General features: G+C 30.5%; 15 protein-coding genes. 3 read left to right on the top strand and 12 right to left on the bottom strand.

Annotation, left to right across the window (positions count from 1 at the left end):
- Positions 1 to 12: 12 nt before the first annotated feature.
- The 10 genes from H0I32_RS10875 to H0I32_RS10830 all read right to left on the bottom strand — a co-directional run bounded on the left by H0I32_RS10875 (position 13) and on the right by H0I32_RS10830 (position 11,589).
- Positions 13 to 339, bottom strand: a complete 327-nt coding sequence (locus tag H0I32_RS10875) for a nucleotide pyrophosphohydrolase (protein WP_173586517.1) — start codon at positions 337 to 339, stop codon at positions 13 to 15.
- Between the two features lies 1 nt (position 340).
- Positions 341 to 2,296, bottom strand: coding sequence for a DUF3857 domain-containing protein (locus tag H0I32_RS10870; protein ID WP_179313363.1), 1,956 nt, complete (start codon positions 2,294 to 2,296; stop codon positions 341 to 343).
- Between the two features lie 55 nt (positions 2,297 to 2,351).
- A complete protein-coding gene (locus H0I32_RS10865; protein ID WP_179313364.1) occupies positions 2,352 to 4,268 on the bottom strand; it encodes a DUF3857 domain-containing protein in 1,917 nt (638 codons plus the stop codon).
- Positions 4,269 to 4,846: 578 nt separating this feature from the next.
- The gene (locus H0I32_RS10860; RefSeq protein WP_179313365.1) at positions 4,847 to 5,821 is read right to left on the bottom strand and encodes a hypothetical protein; all 975 of its coding nucleotides are present in this window, start codon (positions 5,819 to 5,821) and stop codon (positions 4,847 to 4,849) included.
- A gap of 253 nt (positions 5,822 to 6,074) precedes the next feature.
- Entirely contained in the window at positions 6,075 to 6,527 is a 453-nt protein-coding gene (dtd, locus tag H0I32_RS10855) for a D-aminoacyl-tRNA deacylase (protein WP_179313366.1), read from the bottom strand.
- A 44-nt stretch (positions 6,528 to 6,571) separates the two neighbouring features.
- Positions 6,572 to 7,525, bottom strand: a complete 954-nt coding sequence (gene rsgA, locus H0I32_RS10850) for a ribosome small subunit-dependent GTPase A (RefSeq protein WP_179313367.1) — start codon at positions 7,523 to 7,525, stop codon at positions 6,572 to 6,574.
- 88 nt (positions 7,526 to 7,613) lie between these two features.
- Positions 7,614 to 8,696: a bifunctional 3-deoxy-7-phosphoheptulonate synthase/chorismate mutase type II gene (locus tag H0I32_RS10845; RefSeq protein ID WP_173586511.1), complete on the bottom strand. Its 1,083-nt coding sequence runs from the start codon at positions 8,694 to 8,696 to the stop codon at positions 7,614 to 7,616.
- A gap of 24 nt (positions 8,697 to 8,720) precedes the next feature.
- Positions 8,721 to 9,572 (bottom strand): prephenate dehydrogenase, encoded by an 852-nt coding sequence (locus H0I32_RS10840; RefSeq protein WP_179313368.1) that lies wholly within the window; start codon positions 9,570 to 9,572, stop codon positions 8,721 to 8,723.
- Positions 9,573 to 9,622: 50 nt separating this feature from the next.
- Complete coding sequence (locus tag H0I32_RS10835) at positions 9,623 to 10,765, bottom strand: pyridoxal phosphate-dependent aminotransferase (RefSeq protein WP_173586509.1); 1,143 nt, start codon at positions 10,763 to 10,765, stop codon at positions 9,623 to 9,625.
- On the bottom strand, positions 10,762 to 11,589 hold the full coding sequence (locus tag H0I32_RS10830; RefSeq protein ID WP_173586508.1) for a prephenate dehydratase: 828 nt from the start codon (positions 11,587 to 11,589) through the stop codon (positions 10,762 to 10,764). The genes H0I32_RS10835 and H0I32_RS10830 overlap by 4 nt, the downstream gene beginning before the upstream one ends.
- 327 nt (positions 11,590 to 11,916) lie before the next feature.
- Between H0I32_RS10830 and gldA the strand changes: the two genes are divergently transcribed.
- The 3 genes from gldA to H0I32_RS10815 all read left to right on the top strand — a co-directional run bounded on the left by gldA (position 11,917) and on the right by H0I32_RS10815 (position 16,278).
- Positions 11,917 to 12,810: a gliding motility-associated ABC transporter ATP-binding subunit GldA gene (gene gldA, locus H0I32_RS10825; protein WP_173586507.1), complete on the top strand. Its 894-nt coding sequence runs from the start codon at positions 11,917 to 11,919 to the stop codon at positions 12,808 to 12,810.
- Positions 12,811 to 12,996: 186 nt separating this feature from the next.
- Positions 12,997 to 15,087, top strand: coding sequence for a phosphate acetyltransferase (gene pta / locus H0I32_RS10820; RefSeq protein WP_173586506.1), 2,091 nt, complete (start codon positions 12,997 to 12,999; stop codon positions 15,085 to 15,087).
- Between the two features lie 3 nt (positions 15,088 to 15,090).
- Positions 15,091 to 16,278, top strand: a complete 1,188-nt coding sequence (locus tag H0I32_RS10815) for an acetate/propionate family kinase (RefSeq protein ID WP_179313369.1) — start codon at positions 15,091 to 15,093, stop codon at positions 16,276 to 16,278.
- On the opposite strand, the gene H0I32_RS10810 is transcribed toward H0I32_RS10815, so the two are convergent.
- The gene (locus H0I32_RS10810; protein ID WP_173586504.1) at positions 16,264 to 17,007 is read right to left on the bottom strand and encodes a head GIN domain-containing protein; all 744 of its coding nucleotides are present in this window, start codon (positions 17,005 to 17,007) and stop codon (positions 16,264 to 16,266) included. The genes H0I32_RS10815 and H0I32_RS10810 overlap by 15 nt on opposite strands.
- Positions 17,004 to 18,095 carry an acyloxyacyl hydrolase gene (locus H0I32_RS10805; protein ID WP_179313370.1) on the bottom strand — a complete coding sequence of 364 codons (1,092 nt, stop codon included), beginning with the start codon at positions 18,093 to 18,095 and terminating at the stop codon, positions 17,004 to 17,006. Before H0I32_RS10805 ends, H0I32_RS10810 begins: the two co-directional genes overlap by 4 nt.
- Between the last annotated feature and the right edge of the window lie 357 nt (positions 18,096 to 18,452).

The raw sequence follows: 18,452 nt of genomic DNA, 5'->3' as shown, positions 1-18,452 counted from the left end.
GAAGTTACAAAACTACTTTAATTTCTCATTATTATGATGTCTATTATGATCACGTTTGGTTTTTAAATCTAATTTTTTATCAAAAGCATCTTGTAAATCAATACCTGTTTGATTTGCTAAACAAATCACCACAAATAAAACATCAGATAATTCTTCACCCAAATCCTTATTTTTATCACTTTCTTTTTCGCTTTGCTCACCGTAACGCCTCGCTATAATTCTGGCAACTTCACCAACCTCTTCTGTTAATTGAGCCATATTGGTGAGTTCATTAAAGTATCTTACTCCATGTTCTTTAATCCAATTATCTACTTCTTTTTGTGCGTTTTTAATATCCATTTTAAATCCTAGTTAATACAATTTGTTCTGTTTGCTTCTCTACTATTTTACTATAAAAAGCTTTAAATTCTTTATAGTCTGTCGGTAAAATTAAAGGATTCAAAATATCTAACTTCGCTTTTAACTGTAGATATTTTCCACCTCCTCTAATAATGTAAGAAAATGATACATTTTCATCTTTAAAATTTAAAATCTCTGATGCTGGTAAAGACTCTGCTTTATAACCTTCTGGCAATATAATATTAACTATATATTCATCAGAATAAGGAATTACAAAATCTATAGGATAATCTCTCTCTTCTAACTTAAATGGATTTTCTTTAGTCGCTAAAAACAATAGTGGTGAAAAATAAAGTTTATCTCCAACCTCATCAACTCCATCAGACAACTCATATTCGTAATTTAAATCAACAGGCAGAAAAGCATTCTTTATATTTTCTATACTAAGAGAGCTTATCTCTATATCTCCTTTATCTTTTTCAAGCGATTTAATATGATCTTCTGTTGTTACGCCAGCGTATTTATTTCTATAAAAATAAGCCGTATAATCTGTAAAATGTTTGGTTACTTTTCCAGACAATGAAAAATCATCATTGATAGTAACACTTAGTATTGAAGACTCTAATGATTTTTTATTTGGCTGAATAGAAATCCATCGAGATACTTTATTATCTTTAATCAATCTCCCTTTCCAATTTAATACACGTTGCGGTAAAACATTATTAGTACTGTATTGTTCCGTTGCATCTATTAATAAATACATATCATCTTTTTCAACACTACAAATCACATAATTAAATCCTTCTCGTGTCGGAAAAAGAGGAATTCCATTGTTCCTTGTACTAACCAAAACAGGATTTGCATTAACACCCTGAGAACGCAACATAGAAATTAGCATCAAATTAATATCAGCATCATTACCTTTACCCTCTTTATATGCCGATCTAATTCCGTTTTCGGCATATTTACCATATCTACCGTTCCACTTTACTTTAGATTTTACTAATCCTTCTACTACAAATGCTTTTTCAAAATCATCAGTAATACCATCTAATGCTGATTCTAGATCGTCTTTATAAATACTAAATGCTCTTAATTGCCCACCAAAATCTTCACTTTCATAGATTGTTTTTGAAACAACTTCCCAATTTGTAGAATAGGTCTTATCAACAAGTTTCATACTATTTAAAGTGGCAGTGAGCTCCATAGCCATTTTACTGATGTAATTGTTTATACTACCAGAATATGCTTCAGCCCTTATGGCTGGAATATTTTCTTCATTAACGCTAATTACATTAATTTTATAATTAAATGGAGTTGTAGTATTCTTAATTGTTTCGGTTATATTGGGTGAAAATTTCGCTTTAAAATTAGACTGCTTATTATAAACATAATACTCAGGGGTCTCAATACTAACATCTAGTTTGTTTACAGGAATACTGAATTGAAAAATAATGTCATCTATACTAACTCTAGCAGATGTAATTGTATATTGATATTCTATTACTGTTCCTTCTTTAACGCTTGGTAAGGTGAATGAACGGATTCTTGTGTACTCACTATAATCCTCATCAAATTTACCATCACTTTTTAGTTTATCCTTTTCTATTTTACCATCAACAAGATTGTATGAAAACCCCTTTAGACCACTAATTCTTTCTGCATACTTATTAAGTCCTTGATATAGGTAGATTTTTTTCGTTGCCCAATCAAAACCATCTTTATTATATATTTTTATGCGCTCATGTATTTTACGTCTTTGTACAAATCCTTTCTCAGAAGAATAAAAGAAACTTATATCCTCGTTACGATATAATATAGCTGCAGAAGTTGCAGAATCTTTTGGATGGTATTTTTCTTGAAGCTCTTCCTTTGATATTTTTCCGAACTTATAATTCTGACTACTTGAAAAACTAAAGCTTAAAATAAAAATGATGCTAAGTAATAATTGTTTCATTAAGTGATTGATTGATTGATTGATTAGATTCTTAATTTTCTGTTGATATTAATAATTACAAAGCTGTCGTTAAAACAATCTTGCTTTTATCGTGTTTTACAATTTGTTTTCTAAAATCTCTAAAGGCCTTATAGTCTTCTTTTTGATAATTACCCTTAAGCAATACGTAAGTCCTGGTATATTTAAGTTTATTATCTTCTAACATTTCTAACTTAAAACTATAGGTTCCGAATTTTGTTTCTATTTTTTTAGATTCCGTCATAGCTTCAACCTTTAAGTCATTGGGAATTTGAATAATAAATTCATCAATATCTTTAAAAGAACGATCTATTTCAAATTCTAAATTTCGCTCTGAATATCTTGAAGGGATAGAAGTCACTTTGTTAAAAAAATTGGGCTGAAAAATAAGACGCTTTCCACTTCTTGAAGCATAATTTGCAGCGGATATTTTTATATTTTCATGATAAATAACATTTTCCTTATCATTTGTAATACTAATATCATCTATAGAAATATTATTAATATTATCCCAATATTCTTTATAGTAACTATTTTGGTCTCGGGTAGATTTCCCTCCAACACTTTCATGAAGACCATACTGATAACCTGTAGTTTCAATATTTACACTTGCGGTAAAACCACCATTAGGATCTAGACTAATATTAGCACTCGTTTTTTGAATACTTTCATCTGCGCTATAAATCTTAGTATGTACTATTTCACCCCCTTCAGGCTTTACTAGCAATACATCTCTATCATCTGTAAAACCGGCTGTAAATCCAAATGGATTAGTTTGATTTGTACATTCTAAAAATATATTATTGTCACCATCGGGAACGCAAAGAATAGCATGATTACCTTGTGCTGAAGAAAATTCACTATCTATATTTAAAATATTACGACCACCGAATACTAGAGTATAATAAGCCGGAACATCAACAGCTTCTAATAAAGCTTTAGTATAGTTTGTTAGTCCTTTACAATCCCCATACCCTAGCTCATTTACATCAGTTGCTATCATGGGTTTCCACCCCCCTATTCCAATTTGCACACTAATATATCGAGTTCGATCTTGCATGTATTTGTAAACTAATTTAGCACGTTCAATTTTATCTTCTACACCATTAGTTAAAGCTTTTACATCATTGATTGTTTCTTGTGGTAATTCTGCTGTACCAGTTAACAACTCTGCATAAACCCACTTCCCAAAATCTTTCCAATTATTATTTACACCTTCTACACCATTCATATTAAACTTAGTTAATGCTGGTTTTAAACCAGGAGTAAATGTGAACAAAGAAGGACTGTAAGCTTCGTAATCTATACCGGGTAAGTTTTCGATTTTAAAATGAAAATCAGAGATCTCGACTACTTTATTATTTTCTATATTATCTTTTTTTAATCTCAGTGGAATCCCTGAGTTATTCTCAATTTTATATTCAGCATATTCAATCCCTAAATAATAACCATTAACTGGTCTCCATTGCGGAATAAAAGCAGTAGAGTTATACTTAACTTCAGAAACATACTCAATAGTATAAGGATAATTCATTGGTGTATAATCATAATATTTAACGCGGCTATCTGAGTATAACGTCCCTCCACTTACGGCACTATTATCTGTAAAATCTTTCTTTTTAATCTTTTTTATTTCCTCACCAAAACCATCATAAATTCTAGCTTCTATTGTTTTAATTGAAGAGTTATCGCTGTAGAATTCTAATGTATTTGCATGTTTGTCCCCATACTTATTAAAAACTGTAATAATACGCTTAGTGTGTACCACCATATCATTAATAGCATTAATTTCTATCCTTTGATTATCATACCTAACGATAGCGTTAACGTTAGATTGCAATTCTATTGGAGCAAGTATTGCATTATAGACATCTGAGGATTGTGAAAAGCTAAAAAAAGAAATAAAAAAAAGGAGTGTTGAAATTTGATTTTTATTAATGAAAAGTATTGACATTGAGTGATTTTGATTGATTTGGCACTAAATATAATAAGGAAAATATAAGTATCAAATAAATCTAAAAGTAATTTATAAAAACGCCACTTATCTAAAGAGAATCCAAATTATATAAATAGATGAGGTAGAAACCTAATCGTTCGTTTTTTTTCTTATACCCTTTTTATTCAAAAAAATATAAGTATTAAAAACACCTATAACCCTTGAAATGATTACACACTATTTTTAAAATCTATAATTATGTTTACTGTCATTATTAACCAAATACACTTTCATATCTGTACCAAATTCTCTAGTTTAAAGTGTTTTTATAAAAGCTTCATATAAAGGGAATAGCAACACATGGTTTTACTCCTTTAATGCAGCTTGTTAGATTCCCTTTTTTAATGTTAGCATTGGCTTGTTTAAGTTTTAAATATATAAAAACTGCAATTCTAGAATTAATTAGAAACCTGCTAATTTATTAAGAGCATTTTATGACTTGCTAATTTGGGTTAATTAATTGTAGAGCATGTGTTATAAAAAAAAGACCAGAAAAGTTTATTTCCTGGTCTTTTTGTAAATCTTATTGAGATTTTTTAATCTAAAATAGATAAAGCATCAAGAATTTCTTGTGTTGATTTTAATTCAAAGTTTAGAGTTAACTCTTCTTCGTCCGAAATAATAACCTCTTCCATAGCTAAGTATTGTTGGTTGTTTTCTACTGTAATTGCAACATATGTTACGGTTAAACCCTCTGGAAGCATATCTATATAACTCTGTATCCCATTAGCATAAGGTGTTGTAAATTTTACAACAGCTGGTAAATTATTTTCTTCAAAGATTAAAAATATTGCTGTTTCAGCGGCATTAGGACTATTTATTAAATTAATATAGTTGGTTGTTTGTACTCCAGGATAATTGTAAAATTTATCGCAATTAGACCATCCAGTATTAAAAACATCGTAGATATAAGATGCGGGAGCGGTTACGTATTCCATTCCACTACCACCTACACCTACATCACCATTAGGAGTCCATACAATACCTTCTTCATCAGAAGTTGTTCCGCTAAAAGGAAGCATTTCATAGTCTAAACCACCAGCAGATGGCACAGAAACTTGGTAATTAATACCATTTGCGAGGTGTAAACTATTTCCGTTTTGAGAAATCCTCACCTCTGTTTCTCCTTCAGATAAAAGAAAAGTATTTTCATTCGAAAAACTCAAAGCGTTTGTTGGTTTGTTAGACAAAATCATTTCACTAGGTGTAAATATTTCTTTTAAAGCTACATCTACTATTCCGGTTATAGGATTGTCATTTTCGTCTACAAAAGCATTAGCAGGAAAAGTAACAATAGTGCCATTTTCACCAATTACACTTCCACCTGTAACAGCATTTAACGTATAATTTTGGTCTTGTATGCCATTAACCTCATAAAAACCCTGAATACTATTGTATTCTAAAACCTCTAAAATATCAATTGATTCACCGTCATCATCAGGATCACAACTTGTGAATAAGGTTAACGATGCGATAAATAAACTTGCAAATACTGTTTTTAAATTTCTCATAATTTCTGATGCTTTAATTGTTTATACATCTTTATATAAACCGACTCACAATTTTGTTACCTAGTATTTAAATATTTTATAAGACAAGTATTGGGCTAAACACATCTTTGGATTGTGAAAAGCTATAAAAAGAAAGAGTGCTAATATTTAATATTGATTAGTAAGAAGTATTGATATTAATTGATTTTGATTGACTTACCACCCAATACAAAAGAAAAATATAAGTATTTAACACCTATAACCCTAGAAACAATTACACTCTATTTTTAGAATCTATAATTATAGTTACAGGCCCGTCGTTAACCAAATGCACTTTCATATCTGTACCAAACTCTCCAGTTTGAATCGGTTTTTCTAAGTTAATTTGAAGTGTTTCAATAAAAGCTTCATATAAAGGAATAGCAACATCGGGTTTTGCTGCTTTAATGTAGCTTGGTCGGTTCCCTTTTTTAGTACTAGCGTGAAGTGTGAACTGACTTACCAAAATCACCTCACCATTTGCGTCTTTTAAAGACGTGTTCATAACATCTTCCTGATCAGGAAAAATGCGAAGATTTGTTATTTTATTACACAACCAATTAATATCATCTTGGGTATCTTCATATTCAATACCTAATAAAATTAATAATCCTTTTTGTATGGCTGCTACTTCAGAACCTTCAATAATTACTGATGCTTCTGAAACTCTTTGTATAACTATTTTCATAAATGAAAAAACTTATTTAAATATTCAACCTACTTAAAGGTTAATTACTGAACCTCATCCCAATTATCTGTTCTGTAATGTTCATCTTCACCTTCTAAAATTTGAAGATAACTACGATATCTAGAATAAGAAACATCATCCGCTTCTAAGGCATCTTTTACAGCACATTTAGGTTCGTTAAGATGAATACAGTTGTTAAACTTACAGTCTTGTTTCAATGCAAAAAACTCAGGAAAATAATCACCGACTTCTTCTTTTTCCATATCTACAACTCCAAAACCTTTAATACCTGGTGTATCTATAATTTTAGCATCAAAACCTAAATCAAACATTTCTGCAAATGTTGTGGTGTGTTGCCCTTGCTTGTGTTGCTCTGAAATCGCTTTTGTTTTTAAATCTAAAGTAGGTTCTATAGCATTAACTAAAGTAGATTTACCAACACCAGAATGTCCCGCAAACATACTAACCTTACCTTCCATTAAGGTTTTTACTTTATCAATATTTACACCTGTTGCAGCAGAAATCTCAATACACTCATAACCTATAGCACGATAAATACTTTCTAAATATTTTACGTCGAATAAAGTGTCTTTAGAATAGGTCTCTATTTTATTAAAAAGCAATACTGTTTTAATAGAATAAGCCTCTGCTGTTACAAGAAAACGATCTATAAAACTCGTTGATGTAGGCGGACTATCTATTGTGATTAATAAAAATACCTGATCAATATTAGATGCAATAATATGTGTTTGCTTAGAAAGATTAACCGATTTACGCACAATATAATTCTTACGCTCTTCTATACGGTTTATGACTCCTGTCTCAGTATTATTTTTTGCTTCTAACTCAAATTCCACTTTATCGCCAACAGCGATAGGGTTGGTACTTTTAATACCTGCCAATCTAAAACGGCCTTTAATTCTACATTCATAGAATTTACCATTTAGTGTTTTTACAGTGTACCAACTACCTGTAGATTTATATACTGTTCCTGTCATTAATACAAAGATGAATAATATTGCGTTAATATCGTAAAAAAAAGGTTCGCAAAATTCACGAACCTTTTTTTAATAATTTAACTTCTATCTATTTATTAACGATTTTCTCTTGATGATTAATCGATTCTTGATGAATAGCTTTAAACATACGTAAAACAAATTCTTCACTCAACCCTCTTGTTTCTCCTTCTAAAACCATATTCCCTAAGATTTCGTTCCATCGTCTGTTTTGTAAAACAGCAACATTCTTTTCCTTTTTAAGTTTGCCAATACCATCAGCAGCTTTCATACGTTTTCCTAATAAATCAATAATCTGATTATCTACAATATCGATGTTAGCTCTTAAGTTATTTAACTCTGAATTGTATTCTGCTTCCGGATCTGACTCTTTTCTAATTTTTAAGTCATTCATAATCTGCACTAATCGATCTGGAGTAACTTGTTGAGCGGCATCACTCCAAGCATTATCTGGATCGAAATGCGTTTCAATCATAAAACCGTCAAAATTAAGATCTAAAGCTGTTTGCGATACATCAAAAATCATATCTCTTTTTCCAGTAATATGTGATGGATCATTAATTAAAGGTAAATCTGGAAATTTATTCTGAAATTCAATAGCCAACTGCCATTCTGGAATATTTCTATATTTTGATTTTTCGTAAGTTGAAAAACCTCTATGGATTGCTCCTAAATTTTTAATACCAGCTGTATGTAATCTTTCAATACCGCCTAACCATAAGGCTAAATCTGGGTTTACTGGATTTTTAACCAATACAATTTTATCTGTTCCTTTTAAAGCATCAGCAATTTCTTGCATAATAAAAGGACTTACTGTAGAACGTGCACCAATCCATAATAAATCTACATCGTGTTCTAAAGCTAATTCTACATGGTTTCTATTCGCTACTTCCGTTGCTGTTTTTAAACCTGTTTCTGCCTTTACTTTTTGTAACCATTTTAAACCTAATGCACCAACACCTTCAAAGTTTCCTGGACGTGTTCTTGGCTTCCAAATACCTGCTCTATAGTAATTAACATCTGTATCTTTTAGCTGGTGTGCTATTTTTAATACTTGCTCTTCTGTTTCGGCACTGCATGGTCCTGCAATAACTAATGGATGGTCTAGTTTCATATCATCCAACCATGTTCTCATTTCTTTCGTGTTTTCCATTTTTGCTTTTTTTAATCTTAATTACTATTGAATTCCTTTTAATATCTCTTTTATATAATTTGTTTGCTCCATTTCATTGAAAACGGCATTAAAATCTTCGTCTTCCATAAGCTGTTTAAAATGCTTTAGATTCTCTATATATTCATCTAAAGCTTCTATGACATTTGCTTTATTGTGATTAAATATTGGCGTCCACATTGCTGGTGAACTTTTTGCTAAACGCACAGTACTTGCAAATCCACTGCCTGCCATATCAAAAATATCGCGCTCGTTACGCTCTTTATCTATTACTGTTTTACCTAACATAAATGCACTAATATGTGATAAATGTGATACGTAAGCAATATGTTTATCATGTGCTTTAGGATTCATATAACGAATACGCATCCCTAAATCGGTAAACAACTTTAACGCTTTTTCTTGAAGTTTGAAGGCTGTTTCTTCAACTTCACAAATAATATTAGTCTTGTTTTTATACAAACCTCTAATCGCAGCTTTAGGTCCTGAATGCTCTGTACCGGCAATAGGGTGTACAGCTAAATAATTACGACGTTTGGTATGGTTTTTTACAACCTCACAAATATTTTCTTTAGTTGACCCAGCATCAAACACAATAGCATCATCAGATATATAATCTAACACCTGTGGCAAAACTTTTAGAGTTGCATCTACAGGGATTGCTATAATAACCACATCTGCTTTACTTAAATCTTCTAAATTGGCTTTTTCATCAATGACTCCTAATTCTAAAGCTTCATCAAGATGTGCTTCAGTTGTATCAATACCAAAAACCTTACAGTCTGGATGTAATGCTTTTATATCTAAAGCAAAACTACCGCCTATTAATCCTGTTCCTATGATAAAAATATTATTCACTTTACTTTTTTTCTCTTTTAACAATCATTGCAAAATGCAAATAAGTATTCTTATACTCTTGCAATTGCTTCTTCTATAATTCCTTCTTCCGCACATAACGAAAATCTAACATAACCTTCTCCATTACTACCAAAAACAGTTCCTGGTGTTATAAAGATGGAATGTTCTTTTAATACTAAATCTGTAAATTCTTCAGATTTTATATGTGGTGGCAATTTTGCCCAAATAAACAATCCTGTGGCATCTTCATCGTAGGTACAATTAAGGGCTTCAGCTAATTTCCACACTAACGCTCTTCGTCTTTGATAAACACTATTTAAGCTTTTAAACCACATATCAGAACATTTTAAAGCTTCAATGGCTCCTTTTTGTATGCCATAAAACATACCCGAATCCATATTACTTTTCACACGTAAAACGGCCGAAACAAAATCGTAATTACCGACTAACATACCAACACGCCAGCCTGCCATATTAAAAGTTTTACTTAATGAATTTAACTCTAAACAGACATCTTTAGCATCCTTATATCTTAAAATACTATTAGGTTTATCGTTTAAAATGAAACTGTATGGATTATCATTTACAATTAATATATCGTGACGTTTACCAAAGGCAATCACATCATCATAAAACTTATTTGTTGCGTTAGCTCCCGTTGGCATGTGCGGATAATTGATCCACATAATTTTTACACGACTTAAATCTAAACGCTCTAAGGCACTAAAGTCTGGCTCCCAATTTGTATCCGCTTTTAAATCATAAAAAACAGGTTTAGCTTCTAAAAGTTTAGTTACAGCAGCATACGTAGGGTAACCTGGATTTGGTATTAAAACTTTATCACCTTTATTTAAAAAAGCCATAGAGATATGCATAATCCCCTCTTTGCTTCCCATTAATGGCAACACTTCTGTCTGCGAACTTAAATTAACTTGAAAGTGCGTTTTATAAAAATCAGCAATACCTTCTCTTAACTCTGGCAAGCCTTGATAACTTTGATATTTATGTGCTTCTGGCTCTACTAAACAATCTTGAAGAGACATAGAAGCCTTAAAAGGCGGTTCTAAATCTGGACTCCCTATTCCTAAATTAATAATAGGTTTCCCCTGTGATTTTAAAAAAGCAACTTCTCTTAGTTTTTTTGAAAAATAATATTCTTCAACTTTTTGCAAACGTTTTGCAACCTCTATCATAATCTTGCATTTTTATATTCTCCTAATACTTTAAAATTCTCAGCCATAATAGCCATTATGGACTTCGCTTTTTTGTAATTCTCATACTTATCAAAAGTAACATCAACAAAAAACGCATATTTCCATGGGGTCTCTATTTTAGGTAAAGATTGAATCTTAGTTAAATTCAATTTACAATCACTCAACACATTTAAAATAGTCGCTAAACTTCCTCGTTTATGATCTAATTCGAACTTTAAAGAAGCTTTATTAATTTCATTTTCATCTGCATGATCCATTTCTCGCTTCACAAAAACAAAACGTGTTTCATTTTCTTTTATCGTTTGGATGCTTTCTGCTAAAATATTTAGACCGTATAATTGTGCAGCAGATTTACTAGCAATCGCTGCTATTCCTTTAATCTTTTGTTCTGAAATTTGCTTTGCAACATCTGCAGTATCTTTAGCTTCTACCAATTTTATATGCGGAAAATCTCTAAAAAACACTTTACACTGTAATAATGCCATAGGATGTGAATGCACCTCATTTATATCTGCTATAGACTGATTTTCTAAGGCCATTAATTGATGTTGTATATCTAAATAATACTCTCCAACAATGCTTAATTGATTATTATCTATCAGTGCATAATTTGGTATAATAGAACCTGCAATAGAATTTTCTAGCGCCATTACAATTTCATCTGTCTGCTCCTCTAATAAAGTATTTACTTCACTATCAAAAGTCATACACTCTACCACATCTATCTGATTATCAAAATAATTCAGAACAACTTCATGATGAAATGATCCTTTAATTCCTTGTATTGCAATTGGTTTTTTCACAATTTATTTTTCTAGTTGTAAATCCTTTAAACAAAAAAAAGTCTCGATTACATCGAGACTTTAAATACTATATTTTAAATAAAACATACTCAGTCTCGTTCCTTTAGCTAAAAAAGAAATAAAACCAGTTATAATATGCTCTAGATATGTTCATACTTGTTTTCCACATATGTGGATCATTTTAATATATAGCTAATGTAATTATTATTTTTACAAATCAAAATTGTTACATAGTTTTTTTTCATAAAAATTGAAAAAACTTAAAGAATTAACAATAAATGCAATACAATATTCGGAAATAACTATTTTTGAATAAATTCTACAAGTATGTCTATTGAAGTTAAAAACATCACTAAATTATATAAGGATCAAAAGGCACTTAACAACGTCTCTTTTAAGGTAAAAGATGCTGAAATTGTTGGATTCCTAGGCCCAAACGGTGCAGGAAAATCGACGATGATGAAAATCTTAACCACTTATATAAAAGCTGATGAAGGTTCTGCTAGTGTAAATAATTTTGATGTAGACACAGAAAAAAAAGGAGTTCAAACTAGTGTTGGGTATTTACCAGAACACAATCCACTATACACAGATTTATACGTAAAGGAATATTTAAACTTTAATGCGAACGTATATGGAACTCCTAAATCTCGTATAGAAGAAGTTATTGAGCTTACAGGTTTAAAACCTGAAGCTCATAAAAAAATAAGTCAACTTTCTAAAGGTTACAGACAACGTGTTGGTTTAGCCAATGCATTATTACACAACCCTGAAGTTTTAATTTTAGATGAACCTACAACCGGCTTAGACCCTAATCAGCTTATTGATATTAGAAATTTAATTAAGTCTATTGGTAAAGAAAAAACGGTTTTTCTTTCAACACATATTATGCAAGAAGTTGAAGCGATGTGCGACCGTGTTATTATTATTAATAAAGGAGAAGTTGTAGCCGATAAATATTTAAAAGATTTACGCGACGGACAAGAACAAATTGTTATTGTTGAGTTTGACTATAGAATTGAAAATGCCTTTTTATCAAAATTACCCAAAGTAAAATCTGTAAAAAACACTTATGGATTTGTTTACGAAATTACCTTTTCTACAAAAGAAGATATGCGCTCTCACGTGTTTGACTTCGCACACGATAATGAGTTAAAAATTCTACAATTAAATCAGAAAAACGCCAGTTTAGAAAGTTTATTTCAAGAATTAACAAAATAATTGACAATTATCATAATACCTTAAAATTGGTCAACCAATTTCACCATTTCTTTTAAACCATGATAAAAATCATCTTTAAAAGCGCATACCCATGTTAAATTTGTAAAAAAATTTAACTTAAAATTGAAGAACACATCCTATTTATAAATCCATAAATAAGTGTTTTTCAATACAAAAAAGGTATAAATGAGCAAAGGTATTTATGTAGCAACGATTGAGGCTAATAGTGGTAAGTCTATCGTTGTTTTGGGTTTAATGAGAATGCTATTAGGTAAGACTGCAAAAGTAGGATACTTTAGACCTATTATAGAAGACACTAAAAATGGTGAGCCAGATAACCACATCAACACTGTTTTATCACATTTTGAATTAGATATAAATTACAAAAATACATTTGCTTTTACCAGAAGTGAAATACTTGATTTATACAACAAAGGCAAATCTGGAAAAGTAATTGATGAGATTATAAAAAAGTATAAATATCTAGAAGAACGTTTTGATTTTATACTTGTTGAAGGGACCGATTTCTCTAACGAAAATACTAATTTAGAGTTAGATATTAATATTCTTATTTCTAAAAACCTTGGACTTCCTGTAATTATAGTAGCTAATGGCTATAAGAAGACACTTGAAAATATAGCAGAAAACATTCAATATGCTTACAACACTTTTAAAGAAGAAGTTGAAGTTCTTTCTATTATAACAAATAGAATTGACACAAAAGAAGTTGAAATATTAAAACCACTTCTAGAAGAGCGTATTAAAAGAGAAACCAATGTATCTGTTATACCTAATGTAAAAAGTTTATCGTCTCCAACAATTAAAGAAATTACAAAAGCTTTAAAAGGAAATATTCTTTTTGGAGAAGACATGATTAATAATCAAACGGATCACTTTGGGGTTGGTGCTATGCAATTAGCAAACTACTTAACCCATTTAAAGGAAAACACTTTAGTAATAACACCAGGAGATAGAGCAGATATTATTTTAGGTGCGCTACAAGCTAACATTTCAAAAAATTACCCTAAAATATCTGGTATAATTCTTACAGGTGGTTTAGTCCCAGAAGAACCAATATTAAAACTTATAGAAGGGCTATCGAGTATTACACCAATTGTTAGCGTAAAAGAAGGAACTTTTAGTGTTACAAATGCTATAGGTAAAATTAAATCTAAAATTTACGCTGAAAACATTGAGAAAATAGAAACCTCAATAGCGACTTTTGAAAAACATGTAGATACAGATAAACTTGCTGATGATTTAATTACGTTTAAATCTGATGGGTTTACACCAAGAATGTTTCAGTATAATTTATTACAAAAAGCATTAAAAGATAAAAAACACATTGTACTTCCTGAAGGTTCCGACGAGCGTGTATTAAGAGCAGCCGCTAGGTTAATTGATGCCCAAGTTGTTAATCTAACCTTAATTGGAGATGAAGACAAAATATTAGAACGTATTAAAACATTAGATATCCCTTTAGATACTAAACAACTTAATATCGTTTCACCTCAAAAATCTGAACATTTTGACGACTATGTAAACACTTTCTACGAATTACGTAAACATAAAAACATCAATTTAGACATGGCAAAAGACGCTATGTCTGATGTCTCTTACTTTGCTACAATGATGATCTACAAAGGTCATGCCGATGGTATGGTTTCAGGAGCTGCGCATACAACAGCACACACATTACGCCCTGCTTTACAATTTATAAAAACAAAACCAGGAGTAAATATTGTATCCTCTGTCTTTTTTATGTGCTTAGAAGATCGAATTTCCATATTTGGTGATTGTGCCATAAATCCTAATCCTAATGCAGAACAACTAGCAGAAATAGCAATATCCTCAGCAAAAACAGCTCAAGATTTTGGAATAACACCAAAAGTCGCTATGCTTTCTTATTCGTCTGGAGCTTCTGGAAAAGGAGAAGATGTAGATAAAGTTAGAAAGGCTACACAAATTGCAAAAGAAAAAGATCCTTCTATAAAAATTGAAGGCCCTATACAATACGATGCTGCTGTAGACATGCGTATTGGAAAAAGTAAATTACCTGATTCTGAAGTTGCAGGACAAGCAAGCGTTTTAATATTCCCTGATCTAAACACAGGAAACAACACTTACAAAGCAGTACAAAGAGAAACAGGCGCATTAGCCATTGGCCCAATGTTACAAGGGTTAAACAAACCAGTAAATGATTTAAGTAGAGGCTGTACAACAGATGACATTTATAGTACAGTAATTATAACCGCTATCCAAGCTCAAGAATTTTAGACTATGCAACAAATATTAGTATTAAACTCAGGAAGTTCTTCTTTAAAATTTCAATTATTCACTATGCCAGAGGAAACCGTTTTATGTTCTGGTTTAATTGAACGTATAGGCTCTGAAGATGCCAAATTTAAATATAAAACAAACAGAGAAAAAATTAGAGTTGTCACTCCTATTCCTAATCATAAAGTAGCATTAGAAATATTAGCTAAGCAATTATTAGATCCAGAAACAGGAAGTATAAAATCTCCAGAAGATATTGATGTCGTTGCACACAGAGTTGTACATGGTGGAAAAGAATTTAGTGAAACAATTGAAATCACTAAAAACGTTAAAGATAAAATTAAAGCTTTATCTCCTTTAGCACCATTACATAACCCAGCAAATTTAGAAGGGATTAATATTGCAGAAACTATTTTCAAAAAAGCAAAACAAGTTGCCGTTTTTGATACTGCTTTTCATCAAACAATACCAGAGCATGTTTATAAGTATGCCTTACCAAATAAATTTTCAGACAAAATAAGACTTTACGGATTTCATGGTACAAGTCATAAATATGTAAGTGAAAAAGCGATTGGTTTATTAGGTGAAAAAGAATCTAAAATAATTACCATTCACTTAGGAAATGGATGTAGTATGTCTGCAATAAAAAATGGAGTATGTATTGACCACTCATTAGGTTTTTCTCCAAATGCAGGATTAATTATGGGAACGCGTTCTGGTGATTTAGATCCGACAATAATTTTTTACTTAGCTGAAAAATTTAACTTAAACTTGAAAGAATTAAACACGCTGCTTCAAAAAGAAAGTGGTATGCTAGGATTAACTGGCCATGGAGATTTAAGAGAAATTGAAGAATTAGCTAAGGAAGGTGATAAAGCTTGCCAATTAGCAATTAAAATGAACACCTATCGTATAAAAAAATATATAGGAAGTTATACTGCTGCTTTAAACGGCTTAGATGCCATTGTATTTACTGCTGGTATTGGAGAAAACTCCACTATAATGAGAGAGTTAATTTGTGAAGATTTAGACTTTTTAGGAATTAAATTAGACATTGTTAAAAATAATGAAAGACTAAAAACCATTAGAACAATTAGTACCTCAGATTCTAAAATAAAAGTATTTGTAATACCAACTAATGAAGAATTAGAAATTGCAAAAGAGACTTATGATTTATTAGTTAAAGAATAATTGACCTGTATATAAACGTTCAATATCAACATCTGGTGGCTCATTAACTGAAAATAAATTCCCAGTACTTTTGAGCTCACCAGATAATGATTGTTGCGGATTTACAATCATATCATTACTACTTCGGTGAAAAACATTAACATTCTCTGCTATTAAGTTTTCACCTTCAAAACGGCCTGCTCCTGCATAAAAGCCAACAAACAAATCCTCTACATTACCATCTATATAAAAGAACGATAAGTTATTGGATGTTATATTTAATCTTTCTGAATTAATAGTAAGCCTAAAATCACCAATGGTAAAGTCATTATCCGTATTAAAACTCTCAGAATACAATGTTAAATTATCATAGTTTAAAACTCCATCTGATGAAATATCATATTGAGTAGATGTACTTATCTCTGTAAGATTTGGTGTTTCAACAAAAACTTTAGTAATGCCATAATCTCTAACAAAGTTACAAGAATTATTATCTATAAGTATCAACTGATTACCTACAACCTCAACTATAACATCATTAATTAAGTTTTCACCAGACTCAACTACGACCTTATATTCTGCTGCTTCTTTTATTATTAATTCTACATCTCTGTTAACTAAAATACGTTCAAAACTAGATACTATAACTTCTTGTTGAATTAAATCTCCTGATGTTTGAAAACAATCATTTGCATCTTCACTATTACAAGAAAGAAACAATAAAACAAATAAGTACGTTAGTTTTTTCATAATCTTACTCCTATTCCTAATTCTACAGCTTCAGCTTTAGCTCCATGAGATTTTAAGGTTAATGCTCCAAAAAAGTTATCTCCAAAATAACGTTTTAAACCTATCCTTAAATAGGTTCGACCTTCAAAATCATAAGGATAATACACATAATAACCTACTTGAGTTTCTACAGATAGTTTATTAACAAACAATTCATGCCCTACAAAAAGTCCTACTCGTTTGTAATCTTCGTCTCCACTTATATTTTCTTCAGGAAATGAAACGGACTTGTAATAAATCAATTCTTTTAAAAATTTTGAAAAGAATACATCTGCTCCAAATTGAATTGCACTAACATGACTTAAGCGTTTATCTGCATAAGCTGATATAACATAAAATGGAAACTGTTCACTTCCTATAACATCACTTTGATTAATCCCTGACCTAAAAACTATATTATATTTAATTGGTTGTGTAAATTTTTCATCATCAAGATTACTAATAAATTCAGAATCTTCAGCATCTAATTGATACGTTAAACCAACATTAAGCGCAATAGTATTTACACTTGTATTTGGTGCTTTTACATTTGCATTAGAATAATGAATTAAAGACAACCCGGCCTGAAGACCAAAACGATTAAATAGGCGATCCTTTTTGTAGTTAATCATTAGATAAGTAGAACTCAATATCTCAGAACCAAAAGCTATATTCTTAGGATTATCAATTTTATCATATGGATTAGTATTGTATGCTAAACCTTGTGCAATACGCAACATAATGTTACGCTTAAAGAAATAAAAATTATAGTGCGCATACAACCCGTAGCTATCACCTAATTTGCTATTCTTAAAATCTTGATACATGAAAGACGCCCCATAATCTGGATAATTATAGCGTTGTTGCCATGCTTTATCTCCAAAAGTTTTTTTGTTCCAACTTAAAACAAAACCTTCAGGGTGACCTGTAATTAAATGTAGTATATCATTGTTGTGAAGTGCTATGTTTCCTCCAAAATAATTGAGGTCAACATAGGTATTATATGCTTTATCTTGCCCATAAATAGTTATAGACATTATTACTAAAATTGTACATAATAGATTTCGCATTGGTAATTATTAAGCCGTAAAAATAGTCAATAATTACAATTTGCCTCTACCTAACGTACAAGAATGCTACATAAATAATGTAGCAATTAAAGATACTGCTGTTAACAACAATAGTTGTAATGCAAATCTAAAATCTGATTTATACTTATTTATTAATTTCATGATTTAAGGCTTTAACCAAATTGAACATTTACATTCAATATTGGTATTAATAAAGCGCAAATATCTGATTAAAAAAATATTCTTTTGTTAATTTAATTCTAATAAATAGTTATCTAATTAAATTTAAGTCGAAATCTTAAGTTTAATTCAATTTCGACTTAAATTTAAGCCTCATAAATAGACATGTGATAATAT

This window comes from Winogradskyella sp. HaHa_3_26 (assembly GCF_019278425.1).
Classification (GTDB): domain Bacteria; phylum Bacteroidota; class Bacteroidia; order Flavobacteriales; family Flavobacteriaceae; genus Winogradskyella; species Winogradskyella undariae.
Note: the sequence above shows the minus strand (reverse complement) of the source record. Positions and strands in the feature narration are given on the sequence as shown.

Coding starts and splice junctions, on each gene's coding strand:
- gldA (WP_173586507.1), top strand. CDS start 11,917: ATGTCTATTGAAGTTAAAAACATCACTAAATTATATAAGGATCAAAAG.
- H0I32_RS10805 (WP_179313370.1), bottom strand. CDS start 18,095: ATGCGAAATCTATTATGTACAATTTTAGTAATAATGTCTATAACTATT.
- H0I32_RS10835 (WP_173586509.1), bottom strand. CDS start 10,765: ATGATAGAGGTTGCAAAACGTTTGCAAAAAGTTGAAGAATATTATTTT.
- dtd (WP_179313366.1), bottom strand. CDS start 6,527: ATGAAAATAGTTATACAAAGAGTTTCAGAAGCATCAGTAATTATTGAA.
- H0I32_RS10810 (WP_173586504.1), bottom strand. CDS start 17,007: ATGAAAAAACTAACGTACTTATTTGTTTTATTGTTTCTTTCTTGTAAT.
- pta (WP_173586506.1), top strand. CDS start 12,997: ATGAGCAAAGGTATTTATGTAGCAACGATTGAGGCTAATAGTGGTAAG.
- H0I32_RS10860 (WP_179313365.1), bottom strand. CDS start 5,821: ATGAGAAATTTAAAAACAGTATTTGCAAGTTTATTTATCGCATCGTTA.
- H0I32_RS10815 (WP_179313369.1), top strand. CDS start 15,091: ATGCAACAAATATTAGTATTAAACTCAGGAAGTTCTTCTTTAAAATTT.
- rsgA (WP_179313367.1), bottom strand. CDS start 7,525: ATGACAGGAACAGTATATAAATCTACAGGTAGTTGGTACACTGTAAAA.
- H0I32_RS10870 (WP_179313363.1), bottom strand. CDS start 2,296: ATGAAACAATTATTACTTAGCATCATTTTTATTTTAAGCTTTAGTTTT.
- H0I32_RS10865 (WP_179313364.1), bottom strand. CDS start 4,268: ATGTCAATACTTTTCATTAATAAAAATCAAATTTCAACACTCCTTTTT.
- H0I32_RS10845 (WP_173586511.1), bottom strand. CDS start 8,696: ATGGAAAACACGAAAGAAATGAGAACATGGTTGGATGATATGAAACTA.
- H0I32_RS10875 (WP_173586517.1), bottom strand. CDS start 339: ATGGATATTAAAAACGCACAAAAAGAAGTAGATAATTGGATTAAAGAA.